General features: G+C 40.7%; 20 protein-coding genes and 1 pseudogene. 8 read left to right on the top strand and 13 right to left on the bottom strand.

The window, feature by feature from the left end; all coding sequences use genetic code 11:
• Positions 1–9 precede the first annotated feature (9 nt).
• Positions 10–189: a hypothetical protein gene (locus FC093_RS19855; protein ID WP_137263563.1), complete on the top strand. Its 180-nt coding sequence runs from the start codon at positions 10–12 to the stop codon at positions 187–189.
• Between the two features lie 94 nt (positions 190–283).
• On the opposite strand, the gene FC093_RS19860 is transcribed toward FC093_RS19855, so the two are convergent.
• Genes FC093_RS19860 through FC093_RS19875 form a run of 4 tightly spaced genes read right to left on the bottom strand, consistent with a single transcriptional unit; the run spans position 284 to position 2477 of the window.
• Positions 284–1192 carry a TIGR01777 family oxidoreductase gene (locus FC093_RS19860; protein ID WP_137263564.1) on the bottom strand — a complete coding sequence of 303 codons (909 nt, stop codon included), beginning with the start codon at positions 1190–1192 and terminating at the stop codon, positions 284–286.
• Between the two features lie 12 nt (positions 1193–1204).
• The gene (locus tag FC093_RS19865) at positions 1205–1600 is read right to left on the bottom strand and encodes a hypothetical protein (RefSeq protein ID WP_137263565.1); all 396 of its coding nucleotides are present in this window, start codon (positions 1598–1600) and stop codon (positions 1205–1207) included.
• A complete protein-coding gene (locus tag FC093_RS19870) occupies positions 1597–1971 on the bottom strand; it encodes a hypothetical protein (RefSeq protein WP_137263566.1) in 375 nt (124 codons plus the stop codon). Before FC093_RS19870 ends, FC093_RS19865 begins: the two co-directional genes overlap by 4 nt.
• On the bottom strand, positions 1968–2477 hold the full coding sequence (locus FC093_RS19875) for a GbsR/MarR family transcriptional regulator (RefSeq protein ID WP_137263567.1): 510 nt from the start codon (positions 2475–2477) through the stop codon (positions 1968–1970). The genes FC093_RS19870 and FC093_RS19875 overlap by 4 nt, the downstream gene beginning before the upstream one ends.
• A 271-nt stretch (positions 2478–2748) precedes the next feature.
• Here FC093_RS19875 and FC093_RS19880 point away from each other — a divergent pair, with 271 nt between their 5' ends.
• The 4 genes from FC093_RS19880 to FC093_RS19890 all read left to right on the top strand — a co-directional run bounded on the left by FC093_RS19880 (position 2749) and on the right by FC093_RS19890 (position 7636).
• Positions 2749–3246: a DinB family protein gene (locus FC093_RS19880; protein WP_137263568.1), complete on the top strand. Its 498-nt coding sequence runs from the start codon at positions 2749–2751 to the stop codon at positions 3244–3246.
• Between the two features lie 812 nt (positions 3247–4058).
• The gene (locus FC093_RS19885; RefSeq protein WP_137263569.1) at positions 4059–4517 is read left to right on the top strand and encodes a MaoC family dehydratase; all 459 of its coding nucleotides are present in this window, start codon (positions 4059–4061) and stop codon (positions 4515–4517) included.
• 296 nt (positions 4518–4813) lie between these two features.
• The gene (locus tag FC093_RS23845; RefSeq protein ID WP_170971164.1) at positions 4814–4981 is read left to right on the top strand and encodes a hypothetical protein; all 168 of its coding nucleotides are present in this window, start codon (positions 4814–4816) and stop codon (positions 4979–4981) included.
• A gap of 267 nt (positions 4982–5248) precedes the next feature.
• Entirely contained in the window at positions 5249–7636 is a 2388-nt protein-coding gene (locus FC093_RS19890) for an alpha-L-rhamnosidase-related protein (RefSeq protein ID WP_137263570.1), read from the top strand.
• Between the two features lie 118 nt (positions 7637–7754).
• Here the strand turns inward: FC093_RS19890 and FC093_RS19895 are convergent, their stop codons facing one another.
• From FC093_RS19895 to FC093_RS19910, 4 genes are all read right to left on the bottom strand, one after another.
• A complete protein-coding gene (locus FC093_RS19895) occupies positions 7755–7997 on the bottom strand; it encodes a hypothetical protein (RefSeq protein WP_137263571.1) in 243 nt (80 codons plus the stop codon).
• A 114-nt stretch (positions 7998–8111) separates the two neighbouring features.
• On the bottom strand, positions 8112–8528 hold the full coding sequence (locus FC093_RS19900; RefSeq protein WP_137263572.1) for a hypothetical protein: 417 nt from the start codon (positions 8526–8528) through the stop codon (positions 8112–8114).
• A 171-nt stretch (positions 8529–8699) separates the two neighbouring features.
• Complete coding sequence (locus FC093_RS19905; protein WP_137263573.1) at positions 8700–9278, bottom strand: NUDIX domain-containing protein; 579 nt, start codon at positions 9276–9278, stop codon at positions 8700–8702.
• Positions 9279–9323: 45 nt separating this feature from the next.
• Positions 9324–10055: a YoaK family protein gene (locus FC093_RS19910; RefSeq protein ID WP_137263574.1), complete on the bottom strand. Its 732-nt coding sequence runs from the start codon at positions 10053–10055 to the stop codon at positions 9324–9326.
• Positions 10056–10464: 409 nt separating this feature from the next.
• On the opposite strand from FC093_RS19910, the gene FC093_RS19915 reads away from it, so the two are divergent.
• Both FC093_RS19915 and FC093_RS19920 read left to right on the top strand, forming a co-directional pair.
• Positions 10465–11046 carry a DUF892 family protein gene (locus FC093_RS19915; protein WP_137263575.1) on the top strand — a complete coding sequence of 194 codons (582 nt, stop codon included), beginning with the start codon at positions 10465–10467 and terminating at the stop codon, positions 11044–11046.
• A gap of 413 nt (positions 11047–11459) precedes the next feature.
• Complete coding sequence (locus FC093_RS19920) at positions 11460–12770, top strand: hemolysin family protein (protein ID WP_137263576.1); 1311 nt, start codon at positions 11460–11462, stop codon at positions 12768–12770.
• 297 nt (positions 12771–13067) lie between these two features.
• Here FC093_RS19920 and FC093_RS19925 read toward each other — a convergent pair whose 3' ends face one another.
• The 4 genes and pseudogenes from FC093_RS19925 to FC093_RS19935 all read right to left on the bottom strand — a co-directional run bounded on the left by FC093_RS19925 (position 13068) and on the right by FC093_RS19935 (position 15532).
• On the bottom strand, positions 13068–13367 hold the full coding sequence (locus FC093_RS19925; RefSeq protein ID WP_137263577.1) for a DUF6582 domain-containing protein: 300 nt from the start codon (positions 13365–13367) through the stop codon (positions 13068–13070).
• A gap of 106 nt (positions 13368–13473) precedes the next feature.
• The gene (locus tag FC093_RS24295) at positions 13474–13962 is read right to left on the bottom strand and encodes a methylmalonyl-CoA mutase family protein (RefSeq protein WP_317129057.1); all 489 of its coding nucleotides are present in this window, start codon (positions 13960–13962) and stop codon (positions 13474–13476) included.
• Positions 13945–14739: pseudogene (locus FC093_RS24300) on the bottom strand (methylmalonyl-CoA mutase family protein); the annotation flags it as partial. The gene FC093_RS24295 and the pseudogene FC093_RS24300, both read right to left, overlap by 18 nt.
• A 289-nt stretch (positions 14740–15028) precedes the next feature.
• Positions 15029–15532, bottom strand: a complete 504-nt coding sequence (locus FC093_RS19935) for a DUF7935 family protein (RefSeq protein ID WP_137263578.1) — start codon at positions 15530–15532, stop codon at positions 15029–15031.
• Between the two features lie 107 nt (positions 15533–15639).
• On the opposite strand from FC093_RS19935, the gene FC093_RS19940 reads away from it, so the two are divergent.
• Complete coding sequence (locus FC093_RS19940; RefSeq protein ID WP_137263579.1) at positions 15640–15984, top strand: HesB/IscA family protein; 345 nt, start codon at positions 15640–15642, stop codon at positions 15982–15984.
• A gap of 170 nt (positions 15985–16154) precedes the next feature.
• On the opposite strand, the gene FC093_RS19945 is transcribed toward FC093_RS19940, so the two are convergent.
• Positions 16155–17612 carry a DUF6600 domain-containing protein gene (locus tag FC093_RS19945; protein WP_137263580.1) on the bottom strand — a complete coding sequence of 486 codons (1458 nt, stop codon included), beginning with the start codon at positions 17610–17612 and terminating at the stop codon, positions 16155–16157.
• Between the last annotated feature and the right edge of the window lie 581 nt (positions 17613–18193).

Genomic DNA, 18193 nt, shown 5'->3' on the forward strand with positions numbered 1-18193 from the left:
GCACGTGTTATGTTCAATAAACTCAATAACCTCGGTTTTATCATCGGTATATTCTTTATTATTGTCGCATTGATATTGTTGATTGGCGGATTGCTTTCTCCGGCACTTGCGTATGCATTGAACTTTTATACAGGCGGTGCGTTTTTAGTGTTTGGAGTGGCAATGGCAGTGGGGAGTGGAAGGAAGTAAAGAATCAGTGCAATTAATATAGAACCAAAGTATCTTTAAATAATTACTTTCTTTTAAATCTGTATTGTACAAACCTAAAGGATAGGATAGAGATTTAATTAGGAGATTTATACTCCTCATTTAAAATATTTTGCAGTGCATTTCTTAAATCCGGATACTTAAAAACATAACCAGTATTTAGAAGCCTTTCGGGAATAACCCAGCGGCTCTTCAGTATCAATTCTGTTTCTGTTTGAATGATGATTGCTCCGATCTTAAGTAGCCATTCAGGCATCGGTATTCCTCCTTTCATTTTCATTACTTGTCGCAATGTTTGCATCAGTGTTTGATTGTTTACCGGATTAGGGGACGAACAATTAAAAACACCATGTAGTTCTTTATGTGATTGTAAAAACAAAATAATGCGGAACACGTCTTCAATATGAATCCAACTGAACATTTGGTTGCCTTTGCCTTGTTTGCCACCTATACCAAAACGTACCAGATGTAAAAGTGGCTTGAGCGCACCTCCTGATTTACCTAATACAATTGCCATTCGTAATGCAATTTGCCTTGTAGCAGGCGGCTGAAACGAGAAGAAAGCAGCTTCCCAGCTTGTTGCAACATTTACGGAGAAGCCACTTCCTATTTCACCATTAGCTTCTGTCATTGGTCTGTCTTCGGCATGGCGGTAAATGGTTGCCGTGCTGGAATTAATCCATAACCCCGGCGGGTTTTTGCATTTTAGAACCGCTTGTCCGAGTGCCTTTGTTGTTTGCAGTCTTGATTGCAGGATGCCGGTTTTATTTCTTTCGTTGTATCTGCAATCAACACTTTTACCGGCAAGATTAATCAGCATTGCTGCACCTTCCAGGGCTGCTATAATTGCTTGTTCATCATTCCAATTGATGTGTTTTTTATCTCTTGAAACAATTGCAACCTGGTAACCACTTTCAATAAATCTTTTATGTAAATACTCGCCTATAAAGCCAGTGCCGCCTGCAATGACTATTTTCTTTTCCACTGTTTATTTTGTTTACGGGTTAATAGCTGTTGTTGCAGAAATCGGTAAGCTGATGCTTCTTTGTTTAGATATTCTTTTGCCCCTGAAAAAGAAATACATGTTTATAAAAAGCATCACACCAAGGTAAATGCTGAACCCGCCAACTTTTTTGCTCAACACCTCAATGGTTGACTGTGCAGTGTTGGTGGCATCGGTTATCTTTAAAATGTATAAGGCAAAGCCTACATTCAACAAATAAAATCCAATTTTAAAAAGCGTGTTCGTAGCAGCGGCTATCTCTAAGCGCCCGTTGAATATGTCTTTCATATATACAATGCTGTTTTTAAACAAATTGTTTGCTACATAAAATGTAAGTAAAACGACAATTGGCAAATAAATGCTGTAAGCAAGAACAATTAAATCTTTCATAGCTGAACAGTTTTTGATGTGGTTAAATGATGATCTTTTTTAGAAAGAAAATAAATAAACAATATGTTGAAGTAGTGTGTTACTGCCAGAATCATCACCAGTATGCTTGTTTTAGTTGCAATGGAAGCTATCATTGTAGCTGTATCAGAAACTTTTTCCCAAAAACTGAATTGGATAACAGCATAACCGATGTTGAATAAATAATAAGCCATTAGCAGCAGGTTATTGGTAGTATCTGTCATCGCCTGGTTTTGGTGAAAAAGCCGCAGGATAAAGATTCTGCCGTTGCGGTAAAAGGCTTTCCCTACCCAATAAATGATGTACACGGTAATACATCCATAAATAAGATAAGAAAGTATATTGTAGTTCATTTCATAACGATTTTCAAAAGCTTTAGTAGCAGCTCTCCGCGGTTTGAACTCATGATTTTATCTGCCAGACTGCAAAACTGTTCTGTGAAGGTGTGTATGTCATTTACCATTGCATAAAACTCTTTTCCTTCTTCTGTTTTATTTTTTTTTGTCGCTTCTTTCAAGTCGCTCAACACATGCATCACCGGGTCAATTTCTTTTTGCTTGCGCATCATGGCTATTTTTACAGCCCACTTCCAAATGTCCTTTTCTGCAACAAAGTATTCCTTTCTATCGCCGGCAATTACTCTTTTATAAATAATTCCATAATCAAGTAACTGACGAAGGCTCATATTTGTATTGCCACGCGATATTTTTAATACTTCCATAATTTCGTCGGTAGAAATTGGATTTGTCGAAACCAGCAGCAATGCGTGAACTTGTGCTACCGATTTATTAATACCCCACTCGCTGCCAAGTGAGCCCCAAGTGTTTATGAATTTTTGTTTTGCTGCCTGTATTTCCATGAAAACGTATTATGGCAGCAAAGATAAATAAGTTCCTGAACTTTCAAAAAATATTGAAAATAAAATAAGTTTTATTTCATTGATTATTGGAAAACAAACTTCATATTTAGTTATGAAATTCGAATTGTAATCTCTGGTGCAGACAGATACTTTTCCGATTAAAAAGTAGTTGATAGTTCTACAGAATCATTTTATCTTTTACCTCAGAATACAATGTGCTAACATCCGAAGGGTGTGCTTATTCTCCAATTATTTTAATAAATAGTTTCCTATGAATAATCAGAACAATGCATCTCAGCAACTAAAAAAAGAACTGGCAACCTTGCTTACAAAAAGTCATGCCCATGTTTCTTTTGATGATGCCATTAAAGACATTCCTTTTGAAGATTTGGGTAAGAAACCAAATGGCGTTCCCTACAGCATCTGGCAACAGGTTGAACATATCCGCATTGCACAAAAAGATATTCTTGATTTTTCCGTCAACAAAAATTACAGGGAACTGAATTGGCCTGCTGATTATTGGGTGGAAGAAGCTGCACCAACAGATGAAGCAGCATGGAATGAAAGCATTGGCAAGATACAATCAGATTTAAATGCATTTATTGAATGCTTACAACACGTGGATGATGTGTATGCACCCTTTAAACATGGAAGCGGACAAAGCTGGCTGCGCGAAGCACTGGTGTTATTTGATCACAACAGCTATCATCTTGGGGAAATCATTGCATTGAGGAGATTGCTTGACAACTGGAAGTCTGAGGTTCGTTAAGACACGAATCAAGACAGGAGCAAGGCACTTCAAAAACGACTTTGTCCTTCTTTAAATTCAGTAATAATTGTACTAACTTTTGATCTGTATATTATTTAGAGTTCAGGATTATTTCATATTAACACTCTTCAATCCATATTGTTTAAGGATTAGCACAGACCGATTGGTAAGCTTGCGTGACGCTTGTTGCCCTGCCTTCAAATATATAATGCATGTTTTGAACACCTATGGTTTTAAACTTCGCCTGGGTTGACGAATATGGGAACAGCGGAACATGATTGGAAATGAAAAAGGGCAGTTTTTCAACTGCCCTTTTCTGCAAGAGTTAACTGCTAAGGACGAAATAACAAATTTAACTGATTTACTAAAACAAGAACTAATAAAAGTACATATTTAAATAAAAGAATAAATACACTAAACGAGAAAAGAGTTAACCGCTTGCGATGTAAAGATAGAAGGAAAAAAGAAACCAAACTAACTTATTTTTAATATTAACATCTTCCGGTTCTTCGAAATTAAACAATGCTGTTAATCATATAGAAAATGGACAAAAGATAAGTTTTGTAGGTTGCTGAATACCAATCGTTTAAATTGTATTTATACAGCGTGTTAGCGCAGCGCACTCCGAAGTGCTGGACAACGGTGATGCTCCCTAGTGATCCATTACTATCCTTAAGCCGGAGAAATTTGCAGGTTTTATAAGCTTCGCCGGATTGTGCAGGATTTTTATTTATACACAGCGTTGCACTACGCACATACTTTGACGAACACGAATATATTTTTGAGAAAGGAAATTATATATCTTAGCCGCTATGGTTATCATAAAAAGTCATGCAGAATTCGAATCGCATTTAGGTCAAGAACTGGGTGTTTCGCCCTGGCATAAAATTACACAGGAGCAGATCAATCACTTTGCAGATGCTACCTTAGATCCTCAATGGATACATATTGATCCTGAAAGATGCAAAAGTGAAAGCCCTTTTAAAACCACCATTGCACATGGGTATCTCACCCTTTCGTTGCTGCCTTATTTTTGGAGACAAGTAGTAGATGTTCAAAACCTTAAAATGGAGGTGAATTATGGAATTGAACAACTAAAGTTCGGACAGGCAGTGGTGGTTGATAGTGAAGTGCGGTGCCGGGTTTCGCTGAAATCTATTGTAAATTTAAGAGGAATTACCAAAGCAACGCTGTTCATTCAGGTGGAGATTAAAGATCAGCCAAAACCTGCCTTGGCAGGCGATGTTGTATTTCTTTATCATTTTATGTAACGATTGTTGAATGGTGGCAAACACCATTTTTTTTCAGCAATGTCTTCCGGTACTTATGCGCGGCAGGCAAGAGCCATTGTAAAAAAAAGTATAAAATACTTCCTTTTATCTGCAACCACCGCAATGTCCTTTACTATACACAACGCGTTGAAAGGAGATATTGAATAAGTGCATGTAATGGCAGAAAGCAGTACGGTGGTGCTATTTTGAGCATGGTAAGTAAATGGTGATAAAAGAAAAGCCTTATCTGAAAATTTAGTGAAAGTGAATATCGCAATTTCAAAAATGGAATTCTTATGCAATTAACCGGTGAACATTGGACGCACATCGCGCTAAGACGTTCTGAGATTGCAGATTATTACTATGATATATTGAATGCGATTGAGAACCATGACATTATTTATGAAGGAAATAGCGGTGCAAAAATTGCCATGTTCCCCATCTTCTTCGATGTGTTAGCATAGCTACTGCGACGTAAAGGACAATACCAGACCTCTGATCTGCATTATATTTACAACGGACTTTATGCTTTTCCCGGAAATTATACTTAAACGATTCTGAAGAATCATTTTATCCCATTCTTCAAAGTGTGCATGCTAACACTTGAAGGACATATGAACATAGCTGCATTTTTAAGTGTCCTCATTTTATTCAATTATCTTCCCTTCAACCCTTATTTTTATCCCTCCAATTTCACCAACAAACCACAGCCATAAAACGCTATATGCCTTATGAAAAAAGCTATACTTATGCTCTGTATTGCATCCCTCTTTTCATTGTTTGCAACAGCACAAAACATCAACGATTCCATACTGCACAAAAGATGGGATGCCAAATGGATTCTGGCAGATCCGGCTGCACCGCATCAGTACGGCGTGTATCATTTTAGAAAAACAGTCCGGTTGGATAATGTACCCCCTCACTTCATCGTGCATGTGAGTGCAGATAACCGGTACAAGTTGTATGTAAATGGCACAATGGTGTCGCTCGGTCCCGCAAGAGCCGATTTGTTCCACTGGAATTTTGAAACGGTAGATATTGCGCCGTATCTCAAAAAAGGAAACAATGTACTGGCATCTGTAGTGTGGAACTTTGGCGAGTGGCGGCAGGAAGCTCAGATCACGTTGCAGACGGCTTTTATAATGCAAGGCAATACTGCAACAGAAGCAATAGTGAATACAGATGCCTCGTGGAAGTGCGCCAAAGATACGGCTTACAACCCGCTGCCAGTGGATATTCATTATGCGTATTATGTGGCGGGCCCGGGCGAAAGAGTGGACTTCAATGCTTATCCGCAGCGATGGGAACAGCCAGATTTTAACGATGAAAGCTGGAAGCAGGCATCGCCTGTTTTTAACGGCTTGCCCAAAGGCGTATTTGACTACACCTACGGATGGATGCTCGTACCCAGAAGCATTCCGCAGGTAGAACTCACGCCACAACGCCTGCAAAGTGTAAGAACTGTAAGCGGAACAACAATACCGCCGGCTTTTCCTGCCACTAAACAAGCATTTACGGTACCCGCTAATACACAGGTAAGCATTTTATTAGACCAGGGATTTGAAACAAATGCCTATCCGGTATTGCAGTTCAGCGGTGGAAAAGGAGCTACCATTACCATAGGCTATACCGAAGCGTTGTATAAAAAAGAAGGCGATAAAGTAATATATCAAAAAGGCAACCGCAATGAAGTAGCCGGCAAAGCATTCGTAGGCGTGTTTGACGAGGTAACTGCCGATGGAAAAAATAATCAAACATTCACTGCTTTATCATGGCGCACCTTCCGGTATGTACAACTAACTATTCAAACCAGCGCAGCACCATTAACCATTAACGATTTTTATGGCATTTACACTGGTTATCCTTTTCAATACAACGCTACGTTTGATGCCGGCGATACGTTGTTGAATACCATACTCGAAGTGGGCTGGCGCACTGCCAGGGATTGTGCAGTGGAAACTTATATGGACTGCCCTTACTATGAGCAATTGCAATATGTAGGCGATACGCGCATACAGGCACTGGTATCGCTGTACAATAGCGGCGATGATCGGTTGATGCGTAATGCTATTAAACAAATTCACGATTCACGCCTGGCAGAAGGCATTACACTAAGTCGCTATCCCTCATATACGCCGCAGGAAATACCTCCTTTTTCCCTATGGTGGATTGGGATGGTGCACGACTATTGGATGTACCGGGATGATACTGCTTTTGTAAAACAGTTTTTACCCGGTGTGCGGGATGTATTGACTTTCTTTTCGCGCTACCAGGGTGGAGACGGCTCGCTGCAACACGCACCCTATTGGGAATTTACTGATTGGAGCGAAGGCAATGGCTGGCAGAATGGAATGCCACCTTTGGGAAGTGATGGCGCTTCTGCGGTATTGGATTTTCAACTACTGTGGGCGTACCAGTTGGCAGCACAGCTGGAAGAGCAGTTGGGAATGCAGGAATATGCACAATTGTATAAACAGAAAGCGGTACAATTAACGCAAACTATCAATACAAAATATTGGGACGAGGGCAGGGGCTTATACGCAGATACAAAAGAACATAACTTTTTTTCTCAGCACGCCAATACATTGGCTGTTTTAACCGGCACCGTTGATGAAAAAAAAGCAGCAAATATTGCTAATAAGCTTTTAAACGATACATCTCTCACGCAAGCAACTGTTTATTTTAAGTATTATGTAAACCGCGCTTTGGTAAAAGCCGGATTGGGCGATTTGTATTTGGATCAATTAGGGTTATGGAAAGATAATCTGGCATATGGTATGACTACATGGGCAGAGATGAGTGATATTAATGCTTCCCGCTCCGACTGTCATGCCTGGGGAGCCAGCCCGAATATTGAATTGTTCAGAACGGTGTTGGGAATAGATTCAGACATGCCGGGATTTAACCATATTGCCATTACGCCACATTTAGGAAAATTAAAGAATGCTTCAGGCAGTATGCCGCATCCAAAGGGGATGATTGCTGTAAGTTATCAATTGAATAATGGAAACTGGCAGGCAAGTATCGAATTGCCAGCAGGAACCGATGGAACATTACATTTCAGGGGTAAAACCTTTGCATTGAAGGCAGGAAAGAATGTGTTAAGTGGGAGAGAGTGATATGATGTAGCTATGTCGTTCCGCAAATGCCGCCAATTTAAACTTGCTTTACTTCTGTCTTATCAGCAGCATTTGCGGAATGACGTAGCCTATTATTTCAGTCACATCTGTGAGCAAATTATTTCGAACTCTGGTTGCTTTTTCCCTGGCTGCCACCTTCATTAGCTTTTCTGCTTGCTCGTTCAGCTTCCTCGCCCGATAATCTTCCTGCTCCATCCGTTACATTTTGCGCTTCCTGCGGATTAATGGGATTGTCCTGTTCATCAGCAGGTTTGGGTGCACCATATCTGTCGGTATTGGTGCCTGCAAAGTCGGATTGATTGTGGCCTGTTGTTTCGTTTTTATCGTTGTTGGTGCTCATAGGTATTGTTTTAAGTGAATCGGATAAATTTTATGCCAGATGTTATTCGTCTGTTATTAATATACCAGCCGGCTGTTGTATATAATTGATGGATGTAAAGTGGGGAGGATAAAATTAATGTGTTGCAGATTGCATGTGTACAATGCTATCTACAATATAACGGCTAAAGCCGCGCCATGGCAATGTATTTTTATATTCTTTATAATGCAAATCGTAGTAAGCACCGCTGTTGCTCATCAGCACATTGGCAAGGCTGTCGTTTTCAACCGAAAACTCAAACTCGTAAGATTGTATAGAACCAGGTTGCTGCGAGCGAATACCGCTTTGAATGAGTTTGCCTTCGTAGGTTTTAAAAAGGTTACCTTTCTTTACAATGTAATTGAGTTGTCCGCTTTTTACACCTTCGCCAAAAACGTATAAATAACTCCACCAAAACCAAAAGCCAATTATCAATATCAAAATGAGTACAATAATGGTAATTATCTTTTTGAAAGAAGATTTGCGTTGTAAATGATAACCTGGGAAAGCCATAATGATAGCATTTGTAGTATAAAGCTAATCTATTTCAAGAATAATGTTGTTGCTTGCGAATTGTATAGATGAACACGGATGAAGCATAATGAATGATAAATTATCTGTCCAATCTCAACCTTACTATTCACAAAAACACCTGTGCTTATCTGTACAGTCTGCGATGAACTTTTATATCAAACTCTTCAAAAGTGCATACTGCAACAAAATGATGGTTTTAGCATCTTGTATCTCGCCCTTTTCCAGCATTTGTACAGCGTCATCAAAAGGAATTTCCATTATTTGTACATCTTCGCCTTCTTTTTGCAATCCGCCACCGCCACCTGCTTTTTGGTCTTCGGTGTAAGAGGCAACATACAGGTACAACAACTCTGTAAGCGAACCTGCCGAAGTATATGCCTGATATACTTTTTCTACATTCTCTACTGCATAGCCCGTTTCTTCTTTTATCTCCCTTTTAATAGTTGCTTCGGGCGATTCACTTGTATCTATTAGTCCTGCACAGGTTTCGGTAAGTATCCCGTCCTCGTTGCCATTTACATACGTAGCAATTCTGAACTGCCGTGTAAGGATAACCGTTTTGCTTTCTTTGTTGTACAGCAGGGCAGTTACTGCATTGCCGTGGTCAAATACTTCTCTTTGCTGGTTTTTCCATTTACCCTCTTCCTGCTGCAGTTCATAGTCAATTCTTTTAAGTACATAATGCTCATCCGATAAAATTGTTGTATGCTTTATTTTTACCTGCGGCATATTGTTTTTGGTAAATGGGTGCAAATAACATGCGCATCTTCATAGTTATTTCGATTGTATTTTTCGCTTGATACGGTAATACCGAAAACGCATATTATCGTAGTAAAAAGCAATGAGTAAAAAAGCAGATGCAAACAACAATGTTTTTAGCCTGAAGGTGCTGTACATCAATCCCGCACTAATACCACCAAAAAAAAAGCAACTGATAATTGCCAGCTTTAAGTAGATGCTTCTGGTTAATTGATGAATACTGTTTGTTTTACGATAAAAAAACAGTTGCGACAATTCAATACCCAGATCGGTAAACGTGCCGGTTAAGTGCGTGGTACGCACTACCGACTGCGAAACACTGGTGACCAGCGCATTTTGCACACCCATAGCAAACAACAGTGAACAAGCCATAAGCCGACTGTCAACGGCCGATGATAAAAAAGGATCGCCGGTAAGGCCTATAGTAATAAGTATACTTATTTCAATAAACATGGGCAAAACGTGTCCAATGGCAGGTTTTATTCTTACAGTAATTTCTGTTAGCAGGTTGGATACGAAAGCACCGGTTAAAAAGGAAAGCACGAATGACAAATAAGTCAGCGCCATTCCATAGTTTTTAACGGAAAAATCCTCCGCAAAATAAGCAAAATGACCCGTGAGGTTGGTAGTAAGTGTATGTACAGATAAAATGCCGGTAGTATTAACCATGCCTGCAACCAACGAAAGCATAGATGCCAGCTTGAGGTTATGAATATACGTTCTGCTTTTGCCCTTGTGCCTGAACATTACTCTTAAATAAAATAAGCGGCAAAAGTAGCCCATTGCGGGTTGCTATACATGCAGCATCAGATTTTAAAAATATTAAAATATTAATTGGAATCCCGCTGTGCCGTTATGCCTGATGCATGTTTATTCTGTTGTATAACACTGTCCTGTGTGGCGTCTACAACACAGTAATGCAACGAACTACCCACCTATCGCATTTACCTTATTACATTGTTGCAATAAAGAAGATTATGGTTAAAGCGCTTAAACAATCACACCACTTTCAAAACATCTGATATCTAGGTAATAGTAAAAAAATATGCCTTATACGGCAAATGCCAGTTTCTTAAGTAATGTATAAATAATCTTACAGCAATAGCACAGGGCACAGTTTTGGGGCGCAGTAGTATTCACCCAAAAAACTATTATTATGGACCAGATGAATGATTTAAAAGCATTATTAAAGCACGATGTGCAAATGCTGGTGTCGGTAGAAGACCAGATAATTGAAGCCCTGCCGGCAATGATTAAGCGCGCCACCAGCCAGCAATTGAAGAAGGCTTTGGATGAGCATTTAAACATTACCAAAAGGCAGCGCCAACGCCTCGACCAAGTGAATCAATTGTTGGGTGCCAGCGAGGAAGATGCTACCAGATATTCCGGCGTATTGGCAACGCTGATGGGCGGCACCAAATGCAAAGGCATGGACGGCATTATAGATGAAGGCGAAAAAATAATGGCCGAAAATCTGAGCGAGGAAGTAATGGATGCAGCCATAATTGGTGCCTGCCAAAAGGTAGAACATTTTGAAATTGCATCGTATGGTACTGCCCGCACGTATGCGCAGGAACTTGGGTTGGCACAGGTACAGCAACTGCTGCAGCAAACACTCGACGAAGAGTATATGGCAGACCAGGAACTGACCGGGCTGGCAGAACAGCGCATTAACCAGCGTGCAATATCCGGCGCTGCAATGTCGGGTTCCATAATGCCGGGCTCACGAACTTTATAAAGGACTATTTAACAGCAAAAACTTTCAAAAATCCGTGACTGTATAGCGTCACGGATTTTTTGTGGGGAATGTCTTATAAAATAATTATCAACAATCAGGTTATAAAACAGCACTGCTGCAGCTTGGACACTAAAGGCATAATAATATAGTACTTGGGAGCAATACAACATACAAACGGCATTGCTGTATCTGAAATGCAGAAGGCTACCAACTGTAAAAACGGTGAAATTTCAACATTAAGCAACCACGGGCCAAACCATTGTTTGTTTACAGTAATACACCTTTTGGCAAAAAAATAAGTCTTTTCTCCGGTGCTGTTGTATATTATTTACTAACAATCAGTTATTACTTATACATTCGGCATAAAGCTTTAGGACAAATTATTGCTGTTTAACTAAATTTGCAGTTTAACTATGATAGAAGTCCTGATAATTCTTGCGCTGATTATCCTGAATGGCGTTTTTGCCATGAGTGAAATGGCATTGGTTTCGGCACGCAGGGCAAGACTGGAAAGCCAGGCTGCCAAAGGCGATAAGAAAGCCCGCGAAGCACTCGATTTAGCCAGTCACCCCGATCAGTTTATTTCTACGGTTCAGTTGGCCATTACGCTTATTACTTTATTAAATGGTATTTTCTCCGGCAAAAATATAGAGGATGATATAATTACTTTTCTAAACCGCTACGAAGTAGTGCGCCCATACAGCACCAATATTGCTACCGTGCTGGTGATAATTGTTATTACATACTTTTCGCTGGTGTTGGGCGAGCTGGTGCCCAAAAGAATAGGGCTTAGCAACCCCGAAGGCATTGCAAAAAATATTGCCGGGCCTATGCGCATTGTTTCGCGTATTACCTATCCCTTCATCTGGCTGCTGGGTAAAAGCAGTAATGCCATTATCAAGCTGTTCAACATTAAGCCTAACGAAACGCCGGTAACCGAAGAAGAAATAAAAGCGATCATTAGCGAGGGCACTGAACATGGCACTATAGAAGAAGCAGAACAGTTAATTATTGAGCGCGTATTCAGGCTGGGCGACCGCAATATTACGTCGCTAATGACGCACCGCAGCGATATTACATGGCTGGACGTAAACCTTACCGTAGCCGATGTGAAAAATAAATTTGATATACACTCGGTGTATCCGCTTTGCGAAGGCAGTATAGACCAGATAAAAGGTGTAATTTATTTAAAAGATTTATTTGTTGCCCAACCCGAAACACCACTAAAAGACATTGCCCAACTGGCTATGTATGTGCCCGAAAACAATACAGCATACCACGTGCTGGAAAAATTTCAAAGCTCCAAAATTCACTACGCTTTTATTGTGGATGAATATGGTACACTGCAAGGCATGATAACGCTCAATGATATATTGGAAGCCATTGTGGGCGATATAGCACAGCCGCACGAAGAAGACTACGAGATTGTAGCACGTGAAGACGGAAGTTTTTTGGTGGATGCTCAGTTGCCCTTTTTCAATTTCCTGTCGCACTTTTACAAAACCGACTGGTTGGGAAATGACGAGGAGGAAGATGATTTTAATACACTTGCCGGCTTTATCCTGTATCACTTAGAACGCATACCGGTAACTGGCGACAAGCTGGAATACCGCGGTTTTACCTTTGAGATAGTTGATATGGACGGGCAGCGTATAGACAAAGTGCTCATCACCCTTTCGCCCGAAGAAATGGAAGCTTATACAGCGAAGTTGAATGAGGAATAAAAGCTGTTCTGAACCGTAAAAACGCGGGCACAAAGTTGTACGAAGAGGAAAGTTATGAATAAACATGTCTTTGCCAAGACCTGAGCAAAGAACATGGACTTGTGAGCGTAGAGAGCAACCTCATTGCGAGCGCGAGTGAAGCAATCTGAGGATTATAATATAGTCAAAACCGCCATCAATAATGATTTAAGGCATAGGTTGCTTCATTCCTCCAATTATGCACGCATTCTGAGTACTACTTGTAGTTCTTCCTTGAACCCCGGCAGAGAAACACCTTAACACCTGTAAAATTTTACCCTATTTTGATGAATTTTTAGTGTGCGGTTTTTTACCCAATTCGTGCCAGTCTTTTTCCTGAATTGTGATACCGTAATGATCTGCGGCTTTTTTAATGTTGGCAAAAGCCAAATCACGGTCCTCATCCGATACACCTTCCACCTGATCGAAACGTGCGAGTGCATTCTTAACATGCGATGCATCTGTCAATGGCTCTTTGCGCTGTTTGGGAAAAGCAAAGATGCTTTCAGGCAAATCGTTTTTTTCTTTTGTACTTAAATCGCCGTGTTCTGTATGCGGCTTCCATGTTGTTTTAGACATTATTCACCTCCTGCAGTTGTATAATAAACAATATACATCCATTTTCAATAAACCTGCCAGTCCTTACAGTTGCAGTATGTGATAAAAATTAAATACGCTATTGCTTTTACTTATATTCGCCAAACACTCCTCGCAACACATCGCTTATTTCTCCAAGTGTGCAAAAATTTTCTACGGCGGCAATTACCAAAGGCATCAGATTGGCAGTGCCTTGCGCACCTATTTTTATTTGTTGTAAGCAGTGGTTTACCTGTTCATTATTCCGTTTCTCTTTTAATGCCTTCAACTGTTCCGTTTGAATGATCCGGATGCTTTCATCTATTTTAAAAGGTGGCATTGTTGCTTCTTCGCTCCAAAATTTATTCACACCTACAATTATCTTATCACCACTTTCAATTTGTTGCTGGTATTCATACGCGCTCCGCGCAATTTGCTCCTGCATAAAGCCGCTTTCTATGGCACTAATACTGCTGCCCATGGCATCAATTTGTGTTATTAAAGCTGTTGCATTGGCCTCCATTTCATCCGTAAGGTTTTCTATAAAATAAGCCCCGCCCAGCGGGTCTGCGGTTTGCGCATGAAAACGCAGCATCATCGCTTTTTCGTCTGTTGCACCAAGGCTGCGCATCATCTTTGCCCATATACGGCGTGCTGCCCTGAATTTTGCCACTTCTTCAAAAAGGTTGTTGTGTGCATTAAAGAAAAAAGAAAGCCGCTTACCAAACACATTGATATCTAAGCCTTTTTGCAAAGCAGCCTGCACGTATGCCTTGCCATTTGCCAATGTAAAAGCAACCTCCTGCACTGCCGTACTGCCTGCCTCGCGAATGTGATAGCCCGAAATAGAAATGGTATTCCATTTAGGCAATTCGTGGCTGCACCATTCAAACACATCGGTAATGATGCGCATGGAAAGCTTGGGCGGATAAATGTATGTGCCGCGTGCAGCGTATTCTTTCAGGATATCATTTTGGATGGTTCCGCTTATAGTGGATAAATCGGCACTTTGCTGTTTTGCCACTGCAACATACAATGCCAGTTAAATGTATGCAGTAGCATTGATGGTCATCGAGGTAATAATGTTTTGCAGTTGAATGCCCTTAAAACGGCGTTGCATGTCTTCTATGCTATCTATTGCCACACCTACTTTGCCTACCTCACCTTCGGCGAGCGGATGATCACTGTCGTAGCCGATTTGGGTAGGCAAATCAAAAGCTACACTTAAGCCATTTACTCCTGGCGACAATAGATAGTGATAACGGTGGTTGCTTTCTTCGGCGGTTGAAAAACCAGCATATTGCCGCATGGTCCATAACTTGCCACGGTGCATATCGGGCTGAATACCGCGTGTAAAAGGGAATTGTCCAGGCAATTCTTACGGCTTGTTTTGAGTATCTTTTGCCGTATAAACAGGCTTTATTTCAATGCCGGAATCGGTGGTAATTTTTTGAGACATGGCAAGTTGGAGTTGACAGCAAAAGTAGTTGACATCTGTTAGATGACCATTGACAGATTAGACAGTATGGCTAATGATTGTACGGATGATAAAGGTTAAAAGTGCTGATAAAACTGGTTAGCATGGCTTATTCATACACCGTATAGAAAGGAGCATTATACCAAAATTAATTAGCAGCTCTGCAATTTATTATCCAGGATTAATTCTACAATAGCTTCTTTGCTTCGTAGCTGAGCACTTCGCTCACTACTTCGTGCAGCGCACCTTTCTTATCATTCATTAAATACTCCAGCAAAAACTTGTTCAGGTCAAGTCCGGTAGCCTGTGGCGGCAGGGTGTTGGCAAACTGGTTGATTACGAGGATGTTTTGCTCTTTCAGGTTTTTAATGGCACCCCAGGCATCGGCGCTTACATAAATCTGCTGCGAAATATTATACTCATATTCCTGCTTGATGCTTTGCACCAGCAAATGCTGCATTTCTTTGGCAGTAGCGCCCGGTTGATTGAGGCGGCTGATTAAATTGGGCAGCGAAATACGGTCAACGAGCAGTATTAAACGCTCATAGGCTGCTAACTGCATTTGCCGTGTGGCACTATTAGCAGCTTCTTTACCTTCAGGCTCCTTGCTTCTGTTGGTAAACAGATAATATACAAAAGCAATGAGCAAAACTGCCAGGATACCCAGTACTATATTGGATGAAATTTCCATGAACTAATTTTTACAAATGTAAGCGAAAGGTCATCTTTTGGATGAATACCTGCGCATTATAAAAGCGTTAAAGAGGGATTGTTTATTTTTGTAGAAAATATTTTTGTATGGAAATGATAACAACAGCTCCCGTAAGCCTGTCTGCCAGTGCAGTAAAAGAACTGAAGCGACTGATGAGCGAGCCGGATTTCGATACTTCTAAAAAACTGCGCGTTGGTGTGAAGGGTGGTGGTTGCACCGGTCTTTCCTATGTATTGGGGTTTGATGATGAGCAGGAAGGCGATGTTGATTTTGATATAGAAGGTATACCTTGTGTTTTGAATAAAAACCATGAACTTTATTTGTATGGTATGCAAATAGATTGGCTGGATGGGCTGAATAATCGCGGCTTCACTTTTAAAAACCCGAATGCTTCCTCTACCTGCGGCTGCGGCAGTTCGTTTGCAGTATAATATTTTTATAGTTAATATCGGTTTTAATCAGGTTACAAGCAGCAAGCGTTTAGCTGCAAGTAGAAACTATAAAGCATGGTAAATTAGTCAATTAAAAATAGTACAATTTTAAAATAAAAGCGGCTTTCAAGTGAAAGCCGCTTTTATTTTCATCAAAGTTGATTGATTATTTATCCATTTTTCCTGTTGTGCTGTTGAGGCTGAAATTGCCTGCCACCATTTTGCGGAGCGTTATTGCTAAAGTTCCTGTTTTGCATTTGCTGCTGGCGTTGTTGTAGTTGTTGTCTTTGCTGCATTTGCGATTGCCTTTGTTGCTGTTGCCGTATTTGTTGTTGCTGGCGTTGCTGCTCCAACTGTTGCTGGCGGCGATCATTTTGCTGCTGACGCATCATCATATCCTGCTGGCGACGGTTTTGCAACTCCTGCTGACGTTGCTGTTGTTGCCTGCTATTATCCGGCTGCATGTTTTGCTGGCGCTGATTATTCTGCATTTCCTGCAATCTTTGCTTGCGGTTATTTTGCTGCTGTTGCTGGTTATTCAACTCTTGCTGCCTTCTTTGTGTTATACGTTGCTGTCTGTTGTTCCTTTGCTGCTTGCTATTGTTATTATTTACGGCATCATTATCCGGTCTGTTTTGCTGCTGGCTGTTCCAGGCTCTGGCGGGCAGGTTGTTGCGGTTGGTATGCTGCTGTGCGTTGTTATTATTATTGTTTTGAATAACATTCGTATTATTATTCTGCACATTGTTTTTAACCACATTCCTGTTGTTTATAACCGTTTTTGGCTGTGGACGATAAAGGTGAATGCCCCTATTATCCTGCCTTTGCACATTAGTACGGTTAGAAACATAGATGTTTTGAGGCTGTATGCGACGTCCGGTATAGCGCTCAACTTCCTGCTTTTGCGGACCTACTACATACCGCGTGTTTTTATACACATTGGTATTGTTGATAATAGTAGTGTTGCGGATAATAGTAGTGTTGCGGCGCGTATTTACATAATAGGGCGAAATATTGCGATGACCCATATACCGGTGCGGCATAAATACCCAGTTTGCTGCTGCAATACCACCGCCAAAACCAACACCGATGCTTACGTTAATGCCGGGAGATAAAGGTGCCCAGCCATAATAATCACCACCATGACGCCAGCTTACCCAGGCCGGTCCCCAAGTGTAACCCGGAACCCAAAACCATCCATAAGCAGCATCAAAAGCCCAGCGTCCGTAGTGGAAGGGAGCCCAGCCCCAATCATAATCGGATACCCAGGTCCAGCCATAATGTGTGTAAGCCCAGTGTCCGCCGGTATAATAAGGGCGGAAGCCTGATATATTTGTAACCCACACACGTCCATAGCTCGGATAATCTATCCAGCGGCCATGCGGACTTAAATCGTTGTAAAACTGGTCGAAGGTTACATCCTGGTCAGGCTGTATCAAAGGCTCCTCGTCGCCTTGATAATTATCGCCGTTCTGAGCATAATTATCGCTGTTGTCGTAATTGTCGTTATTGCTATAACCATTATTGTCATAATCATCCTGTCCATACGCTTTTTGGGTAGTAGAACAGGATACAGCCAGCAACGTCACAAGTACTGCAAGGGGAAGAAAACGAAAATTAAATTTCATGGCTGCAATTTTGTTTTTAAATGTTTTTATAAAATGTATCTATCAATATGCCACTTAATTGAAAGTACGAAAAGACATTATAATAGACTGCTAAAAGAATAAAAGTTTAATTTATATAAACGTAAAAAACGTTCCTTTCGCATTAAAAAACAGGCTTTTAACCGAAAACTAACAAAAGTTAGGAGTAGTGTGCCTGAAACCGGACTTACCGGCAAAATACAGGCTTAGAGATGCTATATGAAACATGCGTTTGCTATTTAGCAATAAGTATAATATCAGTGTTGCGTTTGACTAATTTTTATGTACATATTCCACACTACTTATTCTCAACCGGGAAGCCGGTAAGTTTGTATCTGCTATTTGCACCTAATGGACAGCCTTATCGCTGCCGAGAAGGAAATAGCTTTGATTACATACCTTAATTTTAGGTGGCTGAGTACACTGTTAGCTAGCTTATTTCTAATCTCTTGGGGTTAGTTCCGCGAAGCTCTGCTTCGCCTTTGGTATTATCTTTATGTAGTGAGTGAATATATCCATAAGAGTCATAATGTATCAGTTTTATTGTATCATTATGTATGTCC

Origin of the sequence: Ilyomonas limi, from assembly GCF_005233845.1 — a bacterium.
GTDB lineage: Bacteria > Bacteroidota > Bacteroidia > Chitinophagales > Chitinophagaceae > Ilyomonas > Ilyomonas limi.

Bases quoted from the DNA above. Each gene is read 5' to 3' on its own strand.
- FC093_RS19855 (WP_137263563.1), top strand. From the start codon at position 10: ATGTTCAATAAACTCAATAACCTCGGTTTTATCATCGGTATATTCTTT.
- FC093_RS19865 (WP_137263565.1), bottom strand. From the start codon at position 1,600: ATGAAAGATTTAATTGTTCTTGCTTACAGCATTTATTTGCCAATTGTC.
- FC093_RS19870 (WP_137263566.1), bottom strand. From the start codon at position 1,971: ATGAACTACAATATACTTTCTTATCTTATTTATGGATGTATTACCGTG.
- FC093_RS19875 (WP_137263567.1), bottom strand. From the start codon at position 2,477: ATGGAAATACAGGCAGCAAAACAAAAATTCATAAACACTTGGGGCTCA.
- FC093_RS19880 (WP_137263568.1), top strand. From the start codon at position 2,749: ATGAATAATCAGAACAATGCATCTCAGCAACTAAAAAAAGAACTGGCA.
- FC093_RS19885 (WP_137263569.1), top strand. From the start codon at position 4,059: ATGGTTATCATAAAAAGTCATGCAGAATTCGAATCGCATTTAGGTCAA.
- FC093_RS23845 (WP_170971164.1), top strand. From the start codon at position 4,814: ATGCAATTAACCGGTGAACATTGGACGCACATCGCGCTAAGACGTTCT.
- FC093_RS19890 (WP_137263570.1), top strand. From the start codon at position 5,249: ATGAAAAAAGCTATACTTATGCTCTGTATTGCATCCCTCTTTTCATTG.
- FC093_RS19895 (WP_137263571.1), bottom strand. From the start codon at position 7,997: ATGAGCACCAACAACGATAAAAACGAAACAACAGGCCACAATCAATCC.
- FC093_RS19900 (WP_137263572.1), bottom strand. From the start codon at position 8,528: ATGGCTTTCCCAGGTTATCATTTACAACGCAAATCTTCTTTCAAAAAG.
- FC093_RS19905 (WP_137263573.1), bottom strand. From the start codon at position 9,278: ATGCCGCAGGTAAAAATAAAGCATACAACAATTTTATCGGATGAGCAT.
- FC093_RS19910 (WP_137263574.1), bottom strand. From the start codon at position 10,055: ATGTTCAGGCACAAGGGCAAAAGCAGAACGTATATTCATAACCTCAAG.
- FC093_RS19915 (WP_137263575.1), top strand. From the start codon at position 10,465: ATGGACCAGATGAATGATTTAAAAGCATTATTAAAGCACGATGTGCAA.
- FC093_RS19920 (WP_137263576.1), top strand. From the start codon at position 11,460: ATGATAGAAGTCCTGATAATTCTTGCGCTGATTATCCTGAATGGCGTT.
- FC093_RS19925 (WP_137263577.1), bottom strand. From the start codon at position 13,367: ATGTCTAAAACAACATGGAAGCCGCATACAGAACACGGCGATTTAAGT.
- FC093_RS24295 (WP_317129057.1), bottom strand. From the start codon at position 13,962: ATGATGCTGCGTTTTCATGCGCAAACCGCAGACCCGCTGGGCGGGGCT.
- FC093_RS19935 (WP_137263578.1), bottom strand. From the start codon at position 15,532: ATGGAAATTTCATCCAATATAGTACTGGGTATCCTGGCAGTTTTGCTC.
- FC093_RS19940 (WP_137263579.1), top strand. From the start codon at position 15,640: ATGGAAATGATAACAACAGCTCCCGTAAGCCTGTCTGCCAGTGCAGTA.
- FC093_RS19945 (WP_137263580.1), bottom strand. From the start codon at position 17,612: ATGAAATTTAATTTTCGTTTTCTTCCCCTTGCAGTACTTGTGACGTTG.